Origin of the sequence: Metabacillus arenae (assembly GCF_014773385.1) — a bacterium.
Lineage (GTDB): Bacteria > Bacillota > Bacilli > Bacillales > Bacillaceae > Metabacillus_D > Metabacillus_D arenae.
The window spans coordinates 1-23,680 of the sequence record NZ_JACXAI010000055.1 but is presented as its reverse complement, the minus strand read 5'-3'; the positions used below and the strand labels follow the sequence as shown (position 1 = coordinate 23,680).

The following is a 23,680-nucleotide window of genomic DNA, read 5'->3' as shown; positions in this document are numbered from 1 at the left end:
ATCATCTACAATCTCAAAGGTGAAGAAGAAAATGAAATATTGCGATAAACAAAGAAAATAAAAGTTTGTGTCTAAAATAAGGGGTCTAAACCGAGTGTTTTAATCTAAGAAGGATGCACTCTTTTTTTATGGGCATATAATCTCTTCATTACTCATTATTTCTTTTTGTAAAGGAAACCCATCCTTGCGTTTGCCCTGCACATATCCAATTTTCTGGACATATTTTAGGGATAACTAATAAATATCAAGGGGGCGGGGGGATGGTTTCTTATACCAATACAAAGATGCCCATATATTTTGTCCCGAACCAAGGTCAATTGGAACATGAGCATCTTCTTTATTATTGCAAAGCCAGGGGTTGCAACGTTTTTTTTACGAACGAAGGGGCCAGTTTTGTATTTTTAGAAAATGAACCTCAAGAACAAGCTTCAATAGCAGAAGAAATGATCGAAACGACACCAAAAGAACGAAAAGGGTTTCGATTAGATTTTCGTTTCCTGAATGGAGGACACAAAATCAGTCCAATAGCACGAGGAGAATTGGAAGGGAAGGTCAATTATTTTCGGGGACCCAATCCAAACAAGTGGCACACGAATATTTCTACCTTTATGGAAGTGGTTTATCAGGAGGTATGGCCAGGGATTGACCTTGTTTTTCGAGGAGAACAGGATCAAATCAAATATGATTTTTTCGTCAATCCGGGGGCTAATGTGGATGATATTTGTTTTACGTATAGAGGGGCGGAGGACTTATCGTTAGATGAGGAAGGAAATTTATTAATTGATACCCTCATTGGAGAAATTAAAGATAAACGACCTATTAGTTATCAGGTTAAGGACGGCAAGAAGGTTGACGTGGAAAGTGCTTTTCACCTTTGTCAAGACGAAGATGGAGAAGATGTCTTACAATTTTCGATTACCGATTACGTAGACGTTTGCTATCCGCTTATTATTGATCCTGAGCTTATTTACTCCTCGTATTTAGGAGGAACTGGAGATGATTTTGGTAGTAGTATAGCCGTGGATGAGATGGGAAATGCGTATGTGACCGGTTTTACTCATTCCCCTGATTTTCCGACCGTCAATGCGTTTCAACCTGCATTTGGAGGAGTGCGAGATGCGTATGTGACGAAAGTAGATCCGTCCGGTGGATTGATTTACTCCTCGTATTTAGGAGGAACCAATAGTGATCAGGGTAGTAGTATAGTCGTGGATGAGATGGGAAATGCGTATGTGACCGGTTTTACTCATTCCCCTGATTTTCCGATCGTCAATGCGTTTCAGCCCGTGTTTGGAGGAGGGCAAGATGCGTTTGTGACAAAAGTAGATCCGTCCGGTGGATTGATTTACTCCTCGTATTTAGGAGGAACTGGAGATGATTTTGGTAGTAGCATAGCCGTGGATGGGATGGGAAATGCGTATGTGACAGGTCGGACTTCCTCCCTTGACTTTCCGACCGTCAATCCGTTTCAGCCCGTGTTTGGAGGAGGGCAAGATGCGTATGTGACGAAAGTAGACCCGTCCGGTGGATTGATTTACTCCTCGTATTTAGGAGGAATCAATACTGATGACGGTAGAAGCATAGCCGTGGATGGGATGGGAAATGCGTATTTGACCGGTATAACTCTTTCCCCTGATTTTCCGACAGTCAATGCGTTTCAGCCAGCTTTTGGAGGTGGGTTTGATGCGTATGTGACGAAAGTAGATCCGTCCGGTGGATTGATTTACTCCTCGTATTTAGGAGGAACTGGAAATGACTTAAGTAACAGCATAGCCGTGGATGAGATAGGAAATGCGTATGTGACCGGTTTTACTCTTTCCCTTGATTTTCCGACAGTCAATGCGTTTCAGCCAGCTTTTGGAGGTGGGTTTGATGCGTATGTGACGAAAGTAGATCCGTCCGGTGGATTGATTTACTCCTCGTATTTAGGAGGAACCAATATTGATCAGGGTAGTAGTATAGCCGTGGATGAGATGGGAAATGCGTATGTGACCGGTTTTACTCATTCCCCTGATTTTCCAACCGTCAATGCGTTTCAACCTGCATTTGGAGGAGTGCGAGATGCGTATGTAACGAAAGTAGATCCGTCCGGTGGATTGATTTACTCCTCGTATTTAGGAGGAATCAATAGTGATCAGGGTAGTAGTATAGTCGTGGATGAGATGGGAAATGCGTATGTGACCGGTTTTACTCATTCCCCTGACTTTCCGACCGTCAATGCGTTTCAGCCCGTGTTTGGAGGAGGGCAAGATGTGTATGTGACGAAGGTAGATCCGTCCGGTGGATTGATTTACTCCTCGTATTTAGGAGGAACTGGAGATGATATTGGTAGTAGTATAGTCGTGGATGAGATAGGAAATGCGTATGTGACCGGTTCTACTAACTCCCCTGACTTTCCGACCGTTAATGCGTTTCAGCCAACTTTTGGAGGTGGGGTTGATGCGTTTGTTACGAAAATTGGACTCCAATGCCCAGACGATATCACCGTTGATAATGACCCAGGGCAGTGTGGGGCCATTGTGACCTATAATTCCCCCCCTGGAGCTACCTGTGATCCTCCTTCCGGGTCATTTTTTCCCGTTGGAGATACCATCGTAACGTGTACAGAAGATAATCAGGAGTGTGCCTTCCAAATTACGGTGAATGATACCGAACCGCCTCAAATTACATGTTCTGACGACATAACAGTAGCTGTAAGCACCGGGGAAGGAGGAACAATTGTAACCTATTCACCCCCTACTGTAAGCGATAATTGTCCTGGAGTGACGTTTTTATGTTCTCCAGCCTCAGGAAGCTTTTTCCCTGTAGGAATGACCACTGTGACTTGTACAGCGACGGATGCATCAGGGAACACATCTAGCTGCTCGTTTACTGTGACTGTTCAAGAAGCGAAACCACCTGTGCTAACTGAACCAACTTGTATTCGGACAAAAAAGGTCTATGACTGGATATTCTTCTCTAGCCGGTACTTCAACAAAAGTATCATTCCGGATGAAGATTGCCGAGCTACCGTTGCGACTGCGTTGGCGGAAGGACTTGCGGTAACAGTGACTTGTACAGAGCCTTTGTCTGATGCAGTGACATGCAAACCTACGATTTTAGAGAATGGTAATCCTGGAAAAATGTTAGTCACATGGACAGTTCCAATTAATCTAACCGTTTCGGTAGATGAGGAAGAACAATGTATCTTTACCGTCCGTACACAATTCCAGGATGAGGTGATGGTCTGCATTCCGGAGGGGATTACGGAGGAAAACATTCTTTGCCGCGCTACACAGGTCATATGCCGTACGAATGGCCCGTTGATGGGAAGCGATCCCTTTGGTCCCATGATTCCACTTACAGTGACCCTTTGTAAAGAGTTACAGGTAGAATATCCGGTAAAACTCGAAGTACTCGGCAAGTTCTGTTTCCCGAGGCCAAACAATATTCCAGCCCCGCCTGAAGAAAAGTAGAAAGTTTCTTTCTTCCTCTTTCATTTTTTGTAAAGCTTCAATGGTACTGTCATTCTTCAAAACAATGCTAATACTAAGTGGAAAGATTGGTATCTTGATATAGATGGAGAAACCGGAGACATCATTTTATGGCCTCATCTGGGTAGTGGTGGATACTATTTGGTGAAATTTCAACTTGTAGGGGTAAGGAAACGATTCGCACATTGGGGGGCCACTACAGAAAACAAAATCAAGAAATGATTTAATGTCAATAGAGTTATTCCAGAAAAGGGCGTGATTGTTGAATAAAACTTAGATTTTTAAAGGACTTTATTGTTATATTTTTAAATACAGTGAAGTATCTTAGATCAAAGATTAAACAACTATATATTAACCCCGTCCTAAATTTAGAACGGGGTTATGCTTGTTTGAAGTTTTAAAATTAAAAAAACTTTATTGTCACTTTACAGTAAGTCATCCAACTTATCAGCCATTTCCTTTTGCTTGTTTGGATATAAGTGTCCGTAGACATCAATTGTTGTTTTTATAGAACCATGTCCTAAACGCTCTTTAATTGTTATATAATCTTCTCCTTGATGAATTAATAATGCGACATGTGAATGTCTAAAATCATGTAACCGTATAGGGGTAAGATCGCTGTTTTTGCAAAAGTCTTTAATCTTACGACTAAAAATATCTTTCCTGGAAGGGGTATAATAAAGAAAGTGAAATCAGGAGGATTATGGTGACTGCGGCGTGGTCACCATTTTTTGTATCTGATTGTCTTTGGAACGTATTTATAATCGAATCAGGACTTTTAGAGGGGATGGGTAAAAAGGGAAAGTGTATAGGTATATCCCCAGCAAATAGCATTAAACTATACGGCTTCAATTGGACACTCCTTTAATTAAAAAAGCTCTCAAAGGATCGAATGCATACTTTATACAAATCTAGATTACATAAAGCCAATTATCGGCAAAAAAGAGGTTGGGTATCTAAAAGTACTCAACCTCTTTTTATTCTAGTAATCTATGGAAGGAACTGCTACCGGATGGAGCAGGGTTTGTTTTCGCGGTTTCTATGCTTTGTCCTATACCAATTTATCGTTGATACATATGATAGTAATGACTTTACTAGAAAGGAGGTTTAATATGGGAATTAGAAAAGAATGTAAATGCAAATCCTCAGCTTTTAGAGCTGTTAATACTGCTACCTCTATACCTTTTCCTGTAGCAAACACTTTTGGAAGAGTTTTATTCTCGAATGAACAATTTGATTTAGCGAATGAGTATAATCCCGCTACGTCCACATTTGTTGCAAAAACTGCAGGAATATATTTTTTTACTTCAGCTATTATTTTTCGCCCTAACAATCTAAACGTTGATTATGAAGTACAATTACAATTTACTGTAAACGGATCAGCGCCAGATGTAGAGGTTGATTATACGGGATTCAACGCTGCGATCTTTAATGTAGTAGAAGTTAATGATATACTTCGGTTGAATGCTGGAGATCGGGTAGAAGTTATTGCACTTAGTACCACTCCTGGTTCAATTTTAGCAGATAGTAGGGTTCGTTTTGCAGGTGCTAGATTTCCATCTCCAACAGCATAAAATAGAAATTAACGGTGCAATGGTTAAGTCACTTCCGAAAAAATTCGGATAAACAGGAGATATAGAAATTTTGTTTGCTCAAAAACCAAAGAATATTCCAATTGAATCGTAAACTACAAATTATGAATAATGGATTTCGAGTGTTTACAGATTATTGTGTTTCTGGCATAAAGGCCAATAAACAGATTCTAAAAGAATATGTTGAAAAAAGTGTAGGGTTATTAACGGCAGTTAATCCGCACATTGGATATAATGTCGCTTCGAAAATAGCTAGAGAATCTATTATAGATGGGAAATCAATACGTGAATTATGTTTAAAATATGACGTGCTGAGTGAAGCAGAACTAGATATTATATTGGATCCTTACGAAATGACGAAACCAGGAATTGCAGGTTCTTCATTGTTAGAAAAGGTATGACAAACACGATCATCAATGGTAGAAGTTGAATTCTGGTGTAAATAACAAAGGACGATAAAAATTTCGGAAGTATATAGCAAACAAAATTGGTTTAATGAAATAAAGGTATTTATAAATGTATTTCAATAAAGTAAAAAAGGAAGTCTTCATCAAAGCATGAATACTTCCTTTTTCTTGTGAATTTTTAAGATAATCAAAAACATCCATTTATGATAAATTGATTTTGAAATAAGTTTTGATACAAAAAACACAAAAAAATAAATGAAAATCATGTCTTTTTTGGTTTTATCAAAAACCATAGAATTGGTTCCGGCTTTTGGACTCTAAAAAAGCCGATGAATGGCCAGCGAAGGATGCGGTTTATCGTTTCCTCAACTATTCGAAGTTCGCATGGCGCCGTTTCTTGCTTTCCTTTAGTTCCTCGACCATTTCCAAGGTAAGTGCCTTGACAGATAAACGTCGTGTAAAAGTATTCATCATTGATGACTCCATGTTTGAACGGAATCGGAGTAAGAAAGTCGAGCTGCTTGCCCGCTGCAAGGATCACTCATCCATCCGAAACAGGTTCTATAAAGGCTTTCGTATGCTTACTCTAGGGTGGTCCGAGGGTTGCTCCTTTATGCCGGTTGATTTTGCTTTATTAAGCTCCAAAAAGGCCCAGATCAATGGAATTTCTGAGAAAGTAGATAAGCGTACATCTGGATATCAACGGCGTAAGGAGGCTCTACAAACAGCCCCCGAACAAATTCCGACAATGCTTGAGCGTGCCATGGTTGCAGGCGTAGAAGCCCGTTATGTTTTGATGGATACATGGTTTACTCAGGCAGCCTCTCATTCAATCGATTGTGAAACAGGGACTTGACGTCATCGGGATGGTAAAAGACACGAACCAACGCTATCTTGTAGGAGACAAAGCGATCTCTTTAACGGAACTTTATCGTTTGTCCCTTCCGATTCAAGGGAAAAAAGGAATCCTTCGCTCCATTCATACGGTAAAGGCAAACGGGGTTCCGGTAAAAGTGGTCTTCATTCAAAACCGGAACAAGAAAAGCGAATGGCTGGCGATTCTTAGTACGGATTGTACCCTCACAGAACAAGAAATCGTGCGCATTTACGGAATGCGTTGGGACATTGAGGTCTTCTTCAAGACGACAAAATCACTGTTACGTCTTCAAAAGGAATTTCAAGGCAGTTCTTATGATCTGCTTGTCAGCCATACAACCATCGTATTTGCCCGTTATATTATCCTCTCGTGGCAGAATCGGTGTAACACAGACGATCGCACCATCGGTGGTCTCTTTTATGAACTATGTGATGAAATCAATGAACTTGATTGGGCTGTAGCCTTACAGCAGTTGATCGAGCTTCTTCTAGATACCCTAAAAAACTCCAACAAAATGACCAAAAAATTAATAGAAAGTCAACTACAGCAGTGGATTGCAGGCCTTCCCAATTATATTAAGGCTTATTTACCGATTTCACTCTGCGAAAGTTGAGTTAATTACATCTAAATTTGGAGAACTGGAAAATCCAGATATAATTAAAGCTAGAATTGAAGAGGCAAGTAAATATGTTGGTTTAGAATAGCTTTGCTTGAGCCCTCAATGCGGCTTTTCTTCAACAGAAGAAGGAAATCTTTTAACTGATGAGCAGCAATGGAACAAAGTTAGTCATGTCATTGAGATTGCTCAAGATGTTTGGAAATAAAGTGGAAGACCATTAATTATGTCTTATAAGATTATCTTGAAATCAAGTCTTCTATTAAAGGTACCATGCCTATCAAGTCAAGAAAACAGGTCACTCCCAAAACGATAAAATTATCTTCTTTGTTACAAGAAGGTCTAAAATTTCGTTCTGGGGGTGCTGCAAAATTTTAGCTTGATGGGTATGTGGCGGTACCCCTGATAAAATAACTTCTGAAAATATTTACCCTTGTCAAATAAGAATCATTACGATACTATATAAACCGGAACAATTACGAAAAAGGGAGATTCACTATGAAAACAATTAAAAATAATAATTGGCATGGCTACGTCAGTTTTAAAAGTTTCCATGAATACATAAGAGTTCACTTTCTTAAAATTAGTATCTTATTGGTATGTATCAGCTTGTTAAGTGCTTGTACGCAGCCCTCGCGAAGTACTGATGAGGAAAAAACAGAAGACAAGCACATCAATTTTCTCTATAATTTCTCCACTAATTCTCTAGATCCTCATGTTGATTCAAGTTATCTTCCGTTAAGAGCAGGGATAACTGAAACGCTAGTCCGACTAGATGAAGAAAATTTAACTATTGCACCATGGCTGGCAGAAAGCTGGGAAGGTGAGGATGGTCAACATTGGACGATTAAACTTCGTGAAGATGTCACGTTCCAAAATGGTAATAAAATGGATGCTGAAGCGGTGAAAGCCTCTCTTGAACGAGCGCTGAAAGAGAGTGTTGCTATTCAAAATGCACTCAAAATCGATAAGATTGAAGCAGATGGCTATACATTGAATATTTCAACGAAAGAACCTTTTCCAGAGTTTGTTTCGGAGCTTGTTAACCCAAACGTTTCGATCATTGACGTAACAGAAAAGGATTTTATCAATAAACCGGTCGGTACAGGACCTTTTGCCTTAAAATCATTCACACCTGGAAGCAAGCTTGAGCTTGAGCGTTATGCTGATTATTGGGATGGTGCTTCAAATCTTGATTCAGTGACATTCGCTTTTAATGAGGATGCAAATGCTCGTACGCTAGCACTGAAATCTGGGGAAGTTGATATTGTTTATCGTCCAGAGGTAGAAAGCTTGGAATCATTACAGGCGCAAGATGGGATGAAAGTTGAATCAACTGAGACATTCCGTATACATCAGATGACGATGAATATGGAGCGTAAAAGTTTGCAGGATGTTAATGTGCGTCGCGCTGTTGATGCATTGATCGACCGTCAGAAGATTGTGGATACGATTCTTTTAGGGTATGCGAAACCTGCTGTTGGACCATTTTTACCATCACTGCCGTTTGCCCCGTCTTATGAACAGAGTGAAACCGGAACGGATATCGCTGTCAAGTACTTGGAGGAAGCGGGCTATTCACTTGAAAACGGGAAAATGCAAAAAGACGGAGAGCCTCTTACATTTACTCTTTTAACATATAGCGCAAGAGCTGATTTGCCATTAATTGCTCAAGTTTTCCAATCGGACGCTAAACGAATCGGAATTGATGTTGAAATTCGCCAAATTGATATTCCTGAAGAATACATGGCATCAAACCGCGATTGGGATTTGGCTACGTATAGTAATTTAACAGCACCGCGCGGAGATGCTGGTTATTATTTAAATGCAACGTATCATCCAACTGGCGCTCTCAACTTTAGTGGTACCCATGATCCTGAACTAACTGCTATCATTGATAAGCTCAATCAAACTGTCAATCAAGAAGAACGAGCTATGCTTGCAGAGCAGGCGGCTGATTATGTCCATAATAATGTAATCAATTCATTTGTCCTTCATCCTTCCACGATTGTTGCGTATAACGAAAACAAAGTTGAAAATTGGGTGACAACACGTAGTGAATATTACATGATTACAAACGAGCTGGATGTGAAGTAAATGGTTCAAATTCTTGCTCGGAAATTCTTTGAAGTTCTATTTTTTATGTTATTTATTACATTTGTTAGTTTTTTGTTTGTTCGGCTTGCACCGGGTGATCCTGTTTTGACCATTTTGAATGTTGATGAGCTAGCAGTTAGCCAGGAGCAAGTAGAGGAATTAAGAGAGGAATTAGGATTTAACAAGCCATTGCTCGTTCAGTACGGGCTTTGGCTGCTTAAATTTATACAGCTTGATTTCGGGAACTCTTATGTTACGGGTCAACCTGTAATGGACATGATTTTAATGGGGCTGCCTGCCACAATCGAATTAGCTGTTGGTTCATTGATTGTCATGCTAGTCGTAGCGATTCCACTGGGATCGCTATCTGCCCTTTATCGGAATAGCTGGATTGATCAGGTGACGAGAATCCTTTCAATTATTGGCGCGGCCATCCCAAGTTTTTGGCTAGGCCTTATTTTTATTGATTTATTCGGTGTACGTTTTAACTGGCTTCCGACCATGGGGAGAGATGGAATCGCCTCCTTGGTCTTACCGTCACTGACACTAGGGCTGGCCATTTCAAGTGTATATGTTCGTTTGCTTCGTTCCAGCCTGCTTGATTCGCTTAGTCAGGAATTTATCCGTGCAGCGAGAGCGCGCGGGCTGGCTGAACAGCGGATTTTTCTAATGCATGCATTTCGGCACAGCCTCCCTCCAGTTATTACCGTGTTTGGAGTCAGCTTAGGCAGCTTAATTGGCGGTGTTGTGGTGATTGAAGTTTTATTTGCGTATCCTGGGATAGGAAAGCTTGTCGTTGATGCGATCCGTCAACGTGATTATCCGTTAATACAGGGGTATATTTTAATCATGGCAATCTTTGTTTTTATTTTAAATACATTTGTGGATTTATCTTACCGGTATTTAAATCCCGAAATGAAAATTAAAGAAAGGGAGACTAGAGGATGAAAGGATTGTCTATACGTTTGCCAAAGGTAAAAAAGTATAGTTGGCAAGGGATGATGGCGCTGATAATTGTAGCCTTTGTGTTTGTAGTCGCCATCTACACTTTTTTTTATTTACGGCATGATCCGACATTTACAAATCTCGATGGACGCCTTCAGGGGATGAGTCTTCAGCATCCACTTGGAACAGATCAACTTGGTCGGGACGTACTGACCAGGCTTTTACTAGGTGGTCAGCAAACAATTGGTTATAGCTTGCTAGCGTTGGTTGTAGCCCTCATCATCGGCATCCCCTTTGGTCTTATTTCCGGATATAAACGTGGGTTAGTTGATCGGGTATTTATGCGAATTGCCGATGGATTTTTAGCTTTCCCAGATATGATTGTCGCCATTGTTTTGAGCGGTTTACTTGGACCGGGCATTTCAAACCTTGTGCTCGCTATTGTGATGGTAAAATGGGTTAGTTATGCTCGTCTCGTTCGCAGCACGGTTTTATCAGAATCCCAAAAAGAGTACGTGCTGATTGCTCGTACAAATGGACTATCTTCAAGTAAAATCATGCGTAAGCATTTATTTCCCCATATTGTGGGGCATGTTCTCGTTCTTGCAAGCCTTGATCTAGGCAAAATTATTTTGCTTATTTCTGCCTTTTCATACATTGGTCTTGGAGCACAGCCGCCAACTCCTGAATGGGGAGCCATGCTGAACGACTCACGCCCGTATTTTCAGTCAAGACCTGAATTAATGATTTATCCTGGTTTAGCGATTGTGGTTGTTGTGCTGCTAACCAATATGCTGGGCGATTATTTACGTGACCATTTTGATGTGAAGAAAGAGGTGCGGCCATGATTTTATCGATTGAGCAAGTATCAATTAGCAGCAGAAAGAAGAAAATTGTTGATAACGTGTCACTCTCTATTCGTGAAGGAGAATGGTATGCACTGGTTGGGCAAAGCGGGAGCGGAAAAAGCTTACTTTCACAGGCAATTGGACGAATGCTGTCACCTAATTTGCAGGTTGAGGGAAAAATACTTTTTAAAGAAGAAGATTTGCTATCGTTATCATCAAAAAAGATGAGGACAATTCGCGGCCAAAAACTGTCCTATATTTTTCAAGATTATCAAGGCTCTTTTACACCGTTTCGAACAATTGGCCAGCATTTTGAAGAATACCAGAAAGCCCATGGTGAACTCGATGCTAAAATAAGGAAAATGAAGGCGGTGGAGGCACTTGACTCTGTTGGGTTAGATGAAGCTTTGTACAAGCGATATCCCTTTCAGTTAAGTGGCGGACAACTTCAGCGAGTTTCGATTGCTATGGCACTCTTGCTGTCGCCTGATTTATTAATTGCAGATGAAATTACCACGGCACTTGATAGCGTCTCCGGGCACAGGATTTTAGAATTGCTTGCAAAGCGGCAAAAAGAAACAGGCTGTGCGATTTTATTCATCACCCATGATTGGCGCCATGTTAGACGCTATGCGACACGTCTAGCTGTCATGAAGGAAGGGGAAATCGTTGAATCAGGCGGGAAGCATCGTATACTTGACCATCCGCAGCATGAATATACAAAGCAGTTAATCCAAGCCGCACCTACACTAGACCGCGGCCTTCCATCGGGGTTACAGGAGGTAGATAGCGTATGAGTCTATTTACTGTTAAACAACTAACAAAATCATATCCAGCAGGAAAAACAGCGGTGAATAACCTCTCATTTGAACTGAACAAGGGTGAGTGTCTTGGCCTTGTCGGTGAAAGTGGTTGTGGTAAAAGCACACTGGCTCGTTGCTTGCTGTGGATTGAATCGATTGACAGTGGCTCGATCTATTTTAAGAATGAAGCAATTGAACAGCTTAATGAGCGTCAGTTGCACCCTTATCGAAAAAAGATTCAAATCGTGTTTCAAAATCCATCAGCTGCTTTAAATCCAAAGCTTAAAATTAAGGATTCGCTGATTGACCCTTACGCCCAGTATAGGAAAGAACTGAACCTTAGCCATTTTTCCTATACTTCTAAGGATGCCTTTGTAAAGCAGCTTCTTGAAGCCGTTGAGCTGCCGTCGGATTTAGCCAATCAATATCCTCATGAATTAAGTGGTGGACAACGGCAACGTGTAACGATTGCTCGTGCTATCAGCATTGAACCAGAGCTCATTGTTCTAGATGAGCCGACCGCAAGCCTTGATGTCATCTCGCAAGGGGCAGTGCTTACTTTATTAACAGAGCTTCGCGAAACTTTAAATCTCTCTTACTTATTTATTTCACATGATCTAGCTGCTGTCAGGCAAATGAGCCAGCGGATCATGGTTATGAAAGAAGGGAAGCTTGTCGATCAATTCAACTGCGATCATTTATTTGCTGAGGAACGCCATCCTTATACAAAAGAGCTCATTTCAATTTTTTAGATAGAACGATAGTGAATAACAACACCAATATGGCCCAAAACCAGCAACTGGCTACTCTGGGGCAAAGTTCCGAAAATGTAATTAGAATCGGAACTTACATTGTTTTTGACACTTATAAGTAATCAAAATATTAATGTTTTACTAAGTAATTAGAGAAATTAGTTCCGATTCTTCTATTTTACGGAACTTTTTAGACCTTAATATCCAATATGGGGTTTTTTTGTCCAACCCCTCGAAAAGGTCCATTAAGGAGTACCTCTCAGAACTTTATTGGTTCAAGAGGTACTTTAATTCCTAATGTCACTCGGATGAGGCGTGGGTTACTGCTTCTATAGGGGTATGGCAACCAAAAGTAGATTGAACCGCCACAACTGTAAAATCTTCCAGTAAACAGTCGCTAAATAGGCTAAGTATCCCTTAAGGCCCTTACTTCAACGTCCTGTAACTCCAATCAACGAAGCATTGAAATTATTGATTGGTATGCTTAATAATTAATATTTAAAAAAGTCTTTGTTCTTTCGAGTTCAAAGCCTTTTTTTATTGGATGAATTTATGAGGTACCTAAGTTTACACGAAAAGATTGTGAAATATTGTACTTTAACTAAATCTAGTATATATACAGTATCAGCAAAAAAACATTGATATGATGCACCTTTTATCTTTGTTTATATGTATTCCTAGATAAGCGTTAGAAAAGTGCCTGTTTTTGTTTCATTATTTACGATAGTTACGGTCAAAAATCATACTGTATATATGGGTGCGTTTCTTTAAAAAGGAATGCTCTTTTCGTATCCAATTAAAAGGAAGTAAATGTTATTATTATATTAAAGATGGTTGCTCTTCTATTGTAGGTGGAGAAAGCTTTAAAACGATATATCCTACATATTAAAAAAGGTAAACTTTGGAGGCACACCACTGCAATAAGACTTATAACGAAATTAAGTTCTTGATATATCCCGTCAAGGACATATTATGAAACAGTGCTTTAATAAAGGAGTTGTATAAAATGGATGAAAAAAAAGATACAGAAATAAAACGCTCTTCAAAAGCAGAAAACATTCTACTTCAGATCAATAGTAAAACGAAGCTAGGCGACTTACGAAAAATCGCGAAGGACATTAAAAAAGATCACGAACTAGCTATGGAACTTTGGTCAACCGAAGAGTTTTTGCCCAGACTATTAGCAATCTTAATTATGGACAAAAAACTTCTTTCACAAGATGTGCTAAATAAGCTTGATAAGGATATGCAGACTCACACTTTTGATGAGCGAAATAACTTAATGGATTGGTTAATGGCTAATCAGCTCACCAAAGACAAGAAGAAAATTGCATTGATGGAGTCATGGGAAAATAGTCCTTCTGCTCTTCAAAGGCGAGCTTTCTGGTATTATCAAGGGCGATTGAGATGGACTGGACAAACACCGCCTGATAACACCGCAGACTTGCTATCTGCATTAGAAGCTAATATTACGCAGGAAGAACCGGAAGTTCAATGGGCTATGAATTTCACCGCAGGCTGGATAGGCGTTTATGATGAAAAGAATCGTGCACGTTGTATTAAACTTGGTGAGAAAACGGGTCTTTACAAAGATGAAATAGTAGCAAAAGGATGCACTCCCAGCTATTTGCCGGAGTTCATTACGATTGAAGTTAACAAACGACATAATAATTAGTTACCTCTGAAAAATTTATTAGGGTTTAATGCAAAAAATAAAGGAATTCAAAGCCTCAATATGAAAATTGTAATAGGCTTGTACCGAAAAATAAAGAAAACAACGCGTTATGGCAGCTAGTTAGTGAAATATGCAAGGAAGATGTAAAGGATTAACCCACTATCTCTTTTTGATCTGTAGGGCGCTTATCTTTAAGAAGAACAACTTTCCAGCTGCGCAGTAAACAATGGTTATCTAAAGGGGTGTTTTTAAAGTAAAAGGAAAAGAATATCTGTACTAAAAGATAGATACAGGAATTGTTGATTGCAATAGAGTTATTCCAGAAAAGGGCCATTATATGTAGTATGATTTTTGACCGTATTCATCGTAAATAACGAAACAAAAACAGCCTATTTTCTAACTTTGTTTACCCATTATATTGAGTAAGTAATTATAGTTTTCAACGTAAACAACGATAGGACTTTACTTGGAGGGGTGGGTATGATAGGCTGCATGCCAGATGAAACAACGGCTTCATCCTTTCAAGACCAATCATGCCCACAGAGGCTCCAAGTCAAGTCCTTAAACGCTTTTCTATGGTTACATGTAAACAATGATAAAAGGTGCACCATATCAATGATTTGAAACGGATACTATATATAAGGGCCAGATTATTGAAGAACTCTTAGTAGGGATATAAAATTAATAACAAAACTTACCCTTGAACTCCCTAAGTTTTAGGGGGAGGTAAAATTCGACCACAGATCATTTTCATAAATGGTCTATTCAGAGTTCAAGGAATAATAAGACTGGGATGACAAAATACAAGGAGGATTTCTACATGACAAATTCAGACAAAACCATATTAGTGTTGGGTGCCACGGGAAAACAGGGAGGCGCAGTTGCTAGGAAGTTGTTAGCTGATGGATGGTCCGTGCGCGCGGTTTCGCGGCGCCCGGATCAACCGGCTGCACAAGAACTGCAAAAAAAGGGCGCCACAGTCGTTCAAGCGAACATGGATAATCAGCAATCTCTCTTGGAAGCTATGCGTGGAGTTTACGGTGTTTATAGTGTTCAACCTTTGTATTCAAAGGATCCCGAAAAAGAGATCCAACATGGGAAAACAGTAGCGGATGTTGCCAAACAGGTCGGCGTCTCACATTTTGTATATGGCTCGGCCGGCGGCGCTGAAAGAGAAAGTGGAGTTCCCCATTTTGAAACAAAGTGGCAAGTTGAGAAATATGTACGTGCTATTGGTTTACCTTTTACGGTTCTCCGTCCAGCTGGTTTCATGGAAAACTTTATAGGATTTAGTCAAGCTCATGAACAAAAATTGATGGTACAGGGATTTATGGATGTGAATACGAAATTACAAATCATCTCGGTGCAAGATATTGGGGCGTTTGCTGCAATTGCCTTTAACAACCCGGAAAAATACAAGGGAATGGCCATTGAAATTGCCGGGGACGAAGTGACGCTTTCAGAAGTGGCAAAAGTGTTTAGTCAAGTATTTGATACGCCATGTGAAGTTTTGGAGTCGGCCAGGGATCAATTTCAGAAAAATAAAATGTTTGAATGGTTAGAAACTGAAGGGTATCAAGCTGACATTCCTTCACTACGTAAAGTTCATCCCGAATTGCTTGATTTATCAACCTGGGTTAAAAATTCGGGATGGGATCCATTTGTTTAAGAAGAAAAAAGTCCCACCACGCATTGGCTGGACAAATGCTTCGTAAGATAGGATTGTTCGCAGGCCAAGAAATTATAATTATGCAATTGCGGGATCAGGATGGTCAGTCACAAAACTGCCTCGGCCGGACATTGGGTGTTGACCATTCAACCGTTGCGAAAACGGTACGAAGGTTGGAAGATGCGGGCCTCGTTACGCGCAGCCGTTCTAAGGAAGATGGCCGTGTGACCATCGTTTCGTTAACCCAAGCCGGTCGGGATCTTCAAACAAAGGTCTTGGGTGTGTGGAGCTCTCTGGAAAGGATCACGACGGAAGATCTCACGGAACAAGAAAAAGAGTTATTAGTGATATTATCACAAAAAATAGCACCTAGGGTTAACACAGCCTTAGATCACAATAAGGGTTGTGAATAACATGTTATATTTCACTTACTTCTATCGCCCCTTGGGAAAGCCTATCTCGAGGAGCATTATGCCATTAACGGGCGCGATTCTGGAGCAACACAGGTAGAAAATGATCAAACTTTTTATAAAAACTGAACACCCAATCACAAAGAAAGAATCCATTTTGATCAATCTTTTTTTCAAAATGGATTCTTTTTGTTTACCTTAGAATGCGGATTTGTAAGAAGTTTTTAATCAAACTTTATTCCAAAGCTACAACAATGTTGTCTACTCTTTTTTTGTGTGTATTTATGAAAGCTGGTTATGTTTTTTGGGTGTTAAGTCGTTAAAGTATCGCAATGACCGCAAAAAAATAAGCCGCGAGGTGTAGATATAATGTACCTTTTTGCAATTCATCTTTGTAAAAGGGTGTTCTGACATAATACAATTAATGTAAATATTCGCATGGTGTAAAAGACTTGATGTACCAACTTAGAAATTCAAATGGGGTGTGAAAAAATGATCAAGGTAGTTATTTTTGATTTTGATGGAACTATTGTTGAGTCAGGACAAGTCGTATTCGACCTTTTTAATAGCTTTGCAGATAAATATAATTATACCAGAATGCCTCAAGATCAAAGTGATTACATCCGTACAATCACTTTTAAAGAACGTTTTAAAAAGTTTAATGTTCCTTTCTTTAAAATTCCAATGTTAACAATTGATATTGTGAAAAAATACAAAGATATGATCCCAGAACTTCAAGCAATCGAAAATATTAAATTTGTTTTGCAAGAATTAAAAAGATCAGGGTTTAAACTGATACTTATTTCTGCAAATTCAAAAGAGAATATTAAAAAATTCTTGGAAATGAATGAAATGGATTTCTTTGAAGAGATCCTTACTACTCATCGATTTTTCGGTAGACATTTAACTCTTAACAATTATATGAGAACATCAAAGTTATGTAGAGAAGAAGTTATCTTCGTAGGTGATAAACACCGTGATATCGTAGCATGTAAAAAGAGTAACATTAAAATTATTTCAGTGACATGGGGGTATGATTTCGAGGTTCTTTTAACCGAAGCCGATCCTGACTTCATCGTTAGGAAGCCAAAAGAAATTTTAAATATAATCGAAAAGGTCAATTAATGGTTATTTTTTTCCTAGTCAGTGGTATATTTGCGATTATCTGTTGTCGATTTGATCCTAAGTCCCCCTCTCTAAGATGGGTGGTATTCCTGCTCAAACACAACAGGAAGGGATAACACTTTCTCATACTTTGAATAATATTGATATTTTCCTTGTAGATATTAATTTATCAGTAGCCAATCTTGATGGTATATACACAGCGTTAGAATTAAACCGAAGCAAATCTTCTAAAATCATTATGTTAACTTCTATGTCAGACGAGGAAGTTATTCAACAAGCTTTTACGGCTGGAGCATCAAATTATATTTTGAAAAAAGATGCCACTCGTATACCTGAAATCATCCGTTCAACTTATTATGAAACCCCTCCAATTCAAGATTTGCTTAAAGATTATTGTCGGTTGAAAAACGAAGAACAACTTAAAGAATTAACTCCTGCCGAAAGGGAGGTATATGATTTTGTCGAGCAAGGATATTCGAGGAGAAAGATACAAAAAAATTAATTAAAAGTGATAATACCCTTAAGAATCAAATCAAAAATATACTGAAAAAACTATCTGTTTCAAGTATGAAGGAAGCTATTCAAAAAGTGAAATCTGGGGGTTTAAAATGTATAGTTACTTCATGGTGATCACCTAATTGTCAGATTCAGGTTAAAAGTAAACAACATGATTTGTATTTATGTTATTAGTTTTGTATAAAGTATGCAATAATAAAAGCCAGTGATGAACTTGAATGATAAGATTAAATAAGAAAAGGAGTTGGACTATTTTGAGACATGTAACGGCATCTATATATATTTCATTCGGTTTTTTGTTTTATTATTTATCATTTACTGATGGTTTTATCGGACCTGATAATATGGAATGGATTATTTTACTGTTTATTTTTGTAGGCATTTTTTATTTATTTATTGACCTAAGAAAATTTATAAAAAAAAGTCAATAAAGTAATAATCAAAAGAAGCTTTCCAATTTTTCGGAAAGCTTCTTTTGATTATTTATATACTAAAACATGAGTATTAGGATGTTCTGAAAACTTGTCGGTTGGTGAAACATTAAAACTTACGCCTGATAAACTAATAGATGGTTGAACAGTAAAGACAGTTTCTTGATGTGCATATTGTCCATAAGCATCAAGTCTATTTGTCGATGCTAACGGTTTAACACTATAATACATATAGCCTGATAAAGTATTGACTTTATCAGCAGCACATCCTCCTGAAGTTTCATTATTTGGAAGATTCATCTTTAATGCATAACCACCAGCACCTTTTTTCCATGCACCACTACTTGTAGTGTAAGTAGCACTTCCTGATTGAGTTCCATTACAATAGCTCCACGTTTTCCAATTTTGTTTTCCATATTGGGTATTAGGTGTTGGTGCCCAGTAAGTTTGGTTAATTCCAATACCGGATACATCAACATGTCTAGTATATGGCATTTTAGACCAAGTAACGCTATTTTTTAAACGATAATTGTTAGTGGATAATTTAGTTATTGAAGTTGTCATTTTTTTATATGAAGTACTTGAAGAATTACTTGCATATGTTGAAACTTTTCCAGATGATTCATTTTCTTTAGCTAACTCTTCATAATAAGTTTGTTCATCCAATTCTACTAAAGTTGGTTCTTGTGAAGAATTCTCTTGGAATGATTTGAACTCAGATTGAACTGGTTCAGTTATTTTTAAATATTGAGTTGTTGAAGCTACTACTTCACCCTTCAAATCTTTATTAAGTTTATATTCTTCATGATCCATATTTTCAATTTCTTCTTCTGTAAAACCTAAAGATATTAAATTCTCAATCTCTTGATCTGATAATTGTAAACCATTTACATTATGTATTTCTTCAGCTTGAGCAACAGAAATAGAACTTACAAAAAATAATAAAATAGTAAAGCAAAGAAACGTACTAATTTTTTTAAATTTTTCCATGTACTGTTATTTCTCCTCTTGTATAGTGTTTTTAATATTACTATAATATAATACCATCACTGTAAAAAAATGAAATAGCAGATTGGTTTTTTATTTTTTCATAGTTTAGATTTCTCTAAATAATCTTAAAATAATGTAGCCAAGCAAAGAGAAATGGAACGGAAAGATAATAAATGTTTACTAAGCACCCTAAAGTCATTATGTATTTTATAACTTTTTTCTTTACAAGCATTGATACAAACAGTCCCATAATTGGCAACAAAATAACCACTATTTGAATGGTAATATTGCCGAGATTGTACGTCCCCCAAGGACTAATATTCATATAACCTGTACTATGAATGAACAAAAAACTTACTGATAATATCCAAATCAAAATTATAATAAAAATATAAATTAAATTCTTCACCTATATCTCTCCTTTAAAAGCGAGTCCCTATATAATCATCTTATAATAAATCTAACATATAATACACAATAAAAAGGGCTATAAAATTTAGCCCCTTTTGTTATTTTAGGGTCTTAAAAGATGACACTCCCCCAAATCTGTCGAACCTTGTACCATGTAGATAATCACTCAAGTATCAAAATGAGTAGTTGAGGAGGTGGAAGAAGTTTTCCTATAAAAGATGAAAAGGTTGAGAAGCGATTAAATGCGGATATTCCGAACGATTTACATAGGGAAATATCTATTCTTGCGGCAATGAAAGGGGTTAGATTAAAATCTCTTGTTATTGAAGTCGTTGAACTACTCTTAATGAAGTATGGTGTTAATTATAAAAAAACACCCCCTTCTTAAAAGAAAGGACATATTTCTTTTCTTTGTCTATATCTTGAAGGGCTGTTGCAACTAGAAAAAGAATCGCTGTTGATCTTGTTGGAAAATGCCTTTCTTCCTTTTTTCCCACGTTTTCATCAATTAGATGTTGTGCGTAAGCTTGAAAAAGATGTACAAGCTAAATCAGTCGGTCAAAATTATCTTATTCAGCATAGTGCAGGTAGTGGGAAAACGAACTCAATTTCTTGGTTATCTCATCGGTTAGCAAAGCTTCACGATGAAGAAAATAATGCGGTGTTTAGTAGTGTTATCGTTATTACAGACCGTCGTGTATTAGATAAGCAATTGCAAGATGCTGTGTATCAGCTAGAACATAAGGCTGGCATGGTGGAGCGTATTAATAAAGATTCGAACCAGCTTGCACAGGCCATCACAGGTGAGACACGTATTATTATTACAACGCTTCAAAAATTCCCATTTATTATGGAAAAGGTATCGGACTTTGACCGTAAAAAGTATGCGGTCATTATCGATGAAGCGCATTCCTCACAAGGTGGGAAGGCATCGACTGCATTAACGAATATATTATCAGATAAGACGTTAGAAGATGCCTATGAGGAAGACAGGGTCGCGGAAGAAAATATGGATAACTTAGATGAACAAATCGTTGAAACGATTATGAAAAGTGGAAAGCAAGATAACATCTCATTCTTTGCTTTTACTGCAACGCCTAAGCCCAAAACCATTGAAAAGTTTGGGACGATGGGAACCGATGGTAAGCCGCATGCCTTCCATGAATACACAATGCGCCAAGCAATTGAAGAAGGCTTTATTTTAGATGTGTTAAGTAATTACACAACCTATAAGACGTTTTATAAAATTGCAAAGAAAGTTGATGAAGATCCACTAGTATCACAAAAACTAGCGACGAAAAAGCTCGCTCAATACGTATCACTCCATCCGCATAATATTGCACAAAAGACAGAGATCATTATTGAGCATTATCGCAACTTTACCCGGCATAAGATTGGTGGCCGCGCAAAGGCAATGGTTGTTACGGCAAGTCGTTTACATGCAGTTCGTTATAAAATTGCTTTTGATCAATACATCAATAAAATGGGATATGATGATTTGAAAACGGTTGTTGCCTTCTCTGGTATTGTCAAAGACGGTGAGATTCCTTATTCAGAGCCTGATATGAATGGATTTAGTGAAAAGGAATTGCCTGATAAGTTCAATTCAGATGAATATAAGGTGTTACTTGTGGCAGAGAAATATCAAACAGGCTTTGATGAGCCATTATTACATACGATGTACGTTGATAAGCCACTTAGTGGGATTAAGGCTGTTCAAACACTATCCCGTTTAAATCGTACTTGTCCAGGTAAAGATGATACATTTGTTCTTGATTTTGTGAATGATCCAGAAGATATTAAAGCTTCTTTCCAGCCTTATTATGAAACGACAGGTCTTGAAGAAGTGACAGATCCGAACATTTTATATGACTTACAAGCAGAACTGGAACCGTATCAAGTCTTTATAGAGGAAGAAATACAAGCAGTTAATGAGCTAGAGATAAAAGGTGGCTTTAAAAAGTCCACGAAGGCACAAACGGAACTGAATGCATGGATTGATAAAGGTGTGGATCGCTTTAAACGGCATGAAGAAGAAGAAAAAGAAGCATTCAAAGCATCGGCAACGAAGTTCGTTCGTACATACGCATTCATTTTACAAATTGCTACGTTCATTGATGTTGATTTGCACAAGCTATACATTTATTTGAACTATCTGTTACGTAAGCTACCTCGCAGCAGTAAAGATAAAGACGTGTACATGGCTGATGATGTGGCACTTCAATATTATCGCAATCAGAAAGTATTTGAAGGTAGCATCGAACTAGAGAAAACAGGTGGCGTAGATTTAAAACCGACTTCACACGGTACTGGTGGTGCAGTGGAAGATGAGAAGGTTCGATTATCATCCATTTTAGATAAGTTAAACGAACGTTTCGGTACAGAGTTTACAGAAACCGATTTCCTTTCACGTGACCAGGTAAAGGAAGACATGTTAAACAGTGAAGACATTCAGCGAAAAGCGAAAAACAATACAAAAGACAATTTTAAATTCGCTTTCGAAAAATCATTCATGGATTTCGTTATCGACCGTATGGGCAGCAACGAAAAATTCTTTATGAAGATTTTAGAGAACGAAGAATTTAAAAACTTTATTATGGAAGATATGATGAATGAAGTTTATGCGGAAGTGAATGGATAGAAGTTTTTAAATATGAAGTTAAATGTCCATTTTTCTTTACATAAAATTTTAAGGGGGCAATTAAATAGAATGTAACTATAATATACTTTAGGCTGGAGAAATTAACTCCGGCCTGTTCGATTATTTGTAAAAGCAAAAATTCTTTTCTATATATTTTTTCTTCTTTGACATTTAGCTTTCCCTATAATTTTAAAATATGCTTTTATTTAATGGGTGGATTAACTTTCTATTAGAAAGTTTGTTCCATATAATAATTGTTTTAGAAAGCTAATTGAAAAGTTAGGTTTTTTATATTAGTCTATCCCATGTAGTAATTTATCTAACGTTATCTTAGATCATCTTAATACGTTCATAAAAGTACACTTTTATAGACTCATAAAAAAACGTTAACATTTCAGTCTATAATCATATAAATTTCACTTTATAGACATTTATAAAAAGAAATATAAATTTTTGGACGTTTTGTTGAATGACGATAAAGATGTTTAAAAAGGCTAGTCAAGTTATTCCGACATCATTCGATTATTTTAACGAATACAAAGTTTAAAAAAAACTGGTTACGGAATTAAAGTTTTTATATAATCATATCGTTAATTTTTTTGATGAACATCATAGAAGAAATTAATTTATTAGGAAACATTGGTTGAAAAAAAGACTTGATTTGACGAAAGAAGAATGGTATTATAATCAATGTTCTCTTCAAACATTGATGTGCCCATTTACTGCCCAGAATAAATAGAAAATGGCTTAAATCAGTGTAAATCAAATAAAAGAACATAATAGATAAGGGTATTTAGAAAATAAAAATATAATATGTTTTTACTAGGTTGAGGGTCTAGTGGGGGCGATCCCATGAAGATTCGAGTCCTCTCGACCGCATCAAAAAAGATTTAAAAAAACCATTGACTTTTTATATCAGATGTTGTACGATATTTAAGTCGCTAAAAAACGCGCCCGTAGCTCAATTGGATAGAGCGTTTGACTACGGATCAAAAGGTTAGGGGTTCGACTCCTCTCGGGCGCGCCATTCTTTGAAGTGAGAAATCGGAAGTCAGAAGTGAGATTGTAAGCTTTGCTTAGAAGCAATACGAAATATCTCAGACCTCTCACCTCCGACCTCTGACATCCAAAACGGGAAGTAGCTCAGCTTGGTAGAGCACTTGGTTTGGGACCAAGGGGCCGCAGGTTCGAATCCTGTCTTCCCGACCAGTCGAGAAATTTCAGCTTATTTAAGCGGGTGTAGTTTAGTGGTAAAACCTCAGCCTTCCAAGCTGATGTCGTGAGTTCGATTCTCATCACCCGCTCCAAATGATCTTTGAAAACTAAACAAAGCAAAGCGTCAACGTTAATTCTAGATTTATTTTTACAAAAGAGTCATGGATCTTCTGCTAAAGACTGTCAC

Annotated in this window: 14 protein-coding genes, 3 tRNA genes and 5 pseudogenes; 20 read left to right on the top strand and 2 right to left on the bottom strand. The window is 37.9% G+C overall.

Annotated features, from left to right (window positions below):
• Positions 1 to 260: 260 nt before the first annotated feature.
• Positions 261 to 3,455 (top strand): SBBP repeat-containing protein, encoded by a 3,195-nt coding sequence (locus IC621_RS25015; protein ID WP_191162618.1) that lies wholly within the window; start codon positions 261 to 263, stop codon positions 3,453 to 3,455.
• Positions 3,456 to 3,898: 443 nt separating this feature from the next.
• Here IC621_RS25015 and IC621_RS25010 read toward each other — a convergent pair.
• Positions 3,899 to 4,147: pseudogene (locus tag IC621_RS25010) on the bottom strand (tyrosine-type recombinase/integrase); the annotation flags it as partial.
• A 438-nt stretch (positions 4,148 to 4,585) separates the two neighbouring features.
• Here IC621_RS25010 and IC621_RS25005 point away from each other — a divergent pair.
• The 15 genes and pseudogenes from IC621_RS25005 to IC621_RS24935 all read left to right on the top strand — a co-directional run bounded on the left by IC621_RS25005 (position 4,586) and on the right by IC621_RS24935 (position 18,236).
• Positions 4,586 to 5,047 (top strand): C1q-like domain-containing protein, encoded by a 462-nt coding sequence (locus tag IC621_RS25005; RefSeq protein WP_191162616.1) that lies wholly within the window; start codon positions 4,586 to 4,588, stop codon positions 5,045 to 5,047.
• Between the two features lie 116 nt (positions 5,048 to 5,163).
• Positions 5,164 to 5,466, top strand: a pseudogene (aspA, locus tag IC621_RS25000) (aspartate ammonia-lyase); the annotation flags it as partial.
• Positions 5,467 to 5,767: 301 nt separating this feature from the next.
• Positions 5,768 to 6,962: pseudogene (locus IC621_RS24995) on the top strand (IS4 family transposase); the annotation flags it as partial.
• 1 nt (position 6,963) lies between these two features.
• A pseudogene (locus IC621_RS24990) lies at positions 6,964 to 7,173 on the top strand (5-methyltetrahydropteroyltriglutamate--homocysteine S-methyltransferase); the annotation flags it as partial.
• Positions 7,174 to 7,463: 290 nt separating this feature from the next.
• A complete protein-coding gene (gene nikA / locus IC621_RS24985) occupies positions 7,464 to 9,062 on the top strand; it encodes a nickel ABC transporter substrate-binding protein (RefSeq protein WP_191162614.1) in 1,599 nt (532 codons plus the stop codon).
• The gene (gene nikB / locus IC621_RS24980; RefSeq protein WP_191162612.1) at positions 9,063 to 10,010 is read left to right on the top strand and encodes a nickel ABC transporter permease; all 948 of its coding nucleotides are present in this window, start codon (positions 9,063 to 9,065) and stop codon (positions 10,008 to 10,010) included.
• Positions 10,007 to 10,855 carry a nickel transporter permease gene (gene nikC, locus IC621_RS24975; protein WP_191162610.1) on the top strand — a complete coding sequence of 283 codons (849 nt, stop codon included), beginning with the start codon at positions 10,007 to 10,009 and terminating at the stop codon, positions 10,853 to 10,855. Before nikB ends, nikC begins: the two co-directional genes overlap by 4 nt.
• Positions 10,852 to 11,652, top strand: coding sequence for an ABC transporter ATP-binding protein (locus tag IC621_RS24970; protein ID WP_191162609.1), 801 nt, complete (start codon positions 10,852 to 10,854; stop codon positions 11,650 to 11,652). Before nikC ends, IC621_RS24970 begins: the two co-directional genes overlap by 4 nt.
• A complete protein-coding gene (locus IC621_RS24965; RefSeq protein WP_191162607.1) occupies positions 11,649 to 12,410 on the top strand; it encodes an ABC transporter ATP-binding protein in 762 nt (253 codons plus the stop codon). Before IC621_RS24970 ends, IC621_RS24965 begins: the two co-directional genes overlap by 4 nt.
• Before the next feature lie 1,006 nt (positions 12,411 to 13,416).
• Positions 13,417 to 14,085, top strand: a complete 669-nt coding sequence (locus IC621_RS24960; RefSeq protein WP_191162605.1) for a DNA alkylation repair protein — start codon at positions 13,417 to 13,419, stop codon at positions 14,083 to 14,085.
• 820 nt (positions 14,086 to 14,905) lie between these two features.
• Positions 14,906 to 15,754: an NmrA/HSCARG family protein gene (locus IC621_RS24955; protein WP_191162603.1), complete on the top strand. Its 849-nt coding sequence runs from the start codon at positions 14,906 to 14,908 to the stop codon at positions 15,752 to 15,754.
• The gene (locus IC621_RS24950; RefSeq protein WP_191162602.1) at positions 15,736 to 16,167 is read left to right on the top strand and encodes a MarR family winged helix-turn-helix transcriptional regulator; all 432 of its coding nucleotides are present in this window, start codon (positions 15,736 to 15,738) and stop codon (positions 16,165 to 16,167) included. The genes IC621_RS24955 and IC621_RS24950 overlap by 19 nt, the downstream gene beginning before the upstream one ends.
• A 489-nt stretch (positions 16,168 to 16,656) precedes the next feature.
• The gene (locus tag IC621_RS24945) at positions 16,657 to 17,289 is read left to right on the top strand and encodes an HAD hydrolase-like protein (protein WP_191162600.1); all 633 of its coding nucleotides are present in this window, start codon (positions 16,657 to 16,659) and stop codon (positions 17,287 to 17,289) included.
• Positions 17,290 to 17,365: 76 nt separating this feature from the next.
• Positions 17,366 to 17,791, top strand: a complete 426-nt coding sequence (locus IC621_RS24940) for a response regulator (RefSeq protein WP_191162598.1) — start codon at positions 17,366 to 17,368, stop codon at positions 17,789 to 17,791.
• 268 nt (positions 17,792 to 18,059) lie between these two features.
• Positions 18,060 to 18,236, top strand: a complete 177-nt coding sequence (locus IC621_RS24935) for a hypothetical protein (protein WP_191162597.1) — start codon at positions 18,060 to 18,062, stop codon at positions 18,234 to 18,236.
• 48 nt (positions 18,237 to 18,284) lie between these two features.
• Here IC621_RS24935 and IC621_RS24930 read toward each other — a convergent pair whose 3' ends face one another.
• A complete protein-coding gene (locus IC621_RS24930; RefSeq protein ID WP_191162595.1) occupies positions 18,285 to 19,226 on the bottom strand; it encodes a hypothetical protein in 942 nt (313 codons plus the stop codon).
• Positions 19,227 to 20,127: 901 nt separating this feature from the next.
• Between IC621_RS24930 and IC621_RS24925 the strand changes: the two are divergent.
• From IC621_RS24925 to IC621_RS24910, 4 genes and pseudogenes are all read left to right on the top strand, one after another.
• Positions 20,128 to 22,278, top strand: a pseudogene (locus IC621_RS24925) (type I restriction endonuclease subunit R); the annotation flags it as partial.
• A 950-nt stretch (positions 22,279 to 23,228) separates the two neighbouring features.
• A tRNA-Arg gene (locus IC621_RS24920) sits at positions 23,229 to 23,305 on the top strand.
• Between the two features lie 105 nt (positions 23,306 to 23,410).
• Positions 23,411 to 23,487, top strand: a tRNA-Pro gene (locus IC621_RS24915).
• A 24-nt stretch (positions 23,488 to 23,511) separates the two neighbouring features.
• Positions 23,512 to 23,585, top strand: a tRNA-Gly gene (locus IC621_RS24910).
• Positions 23,586 to 23,680: the final 95 nt, after the last annotated feature.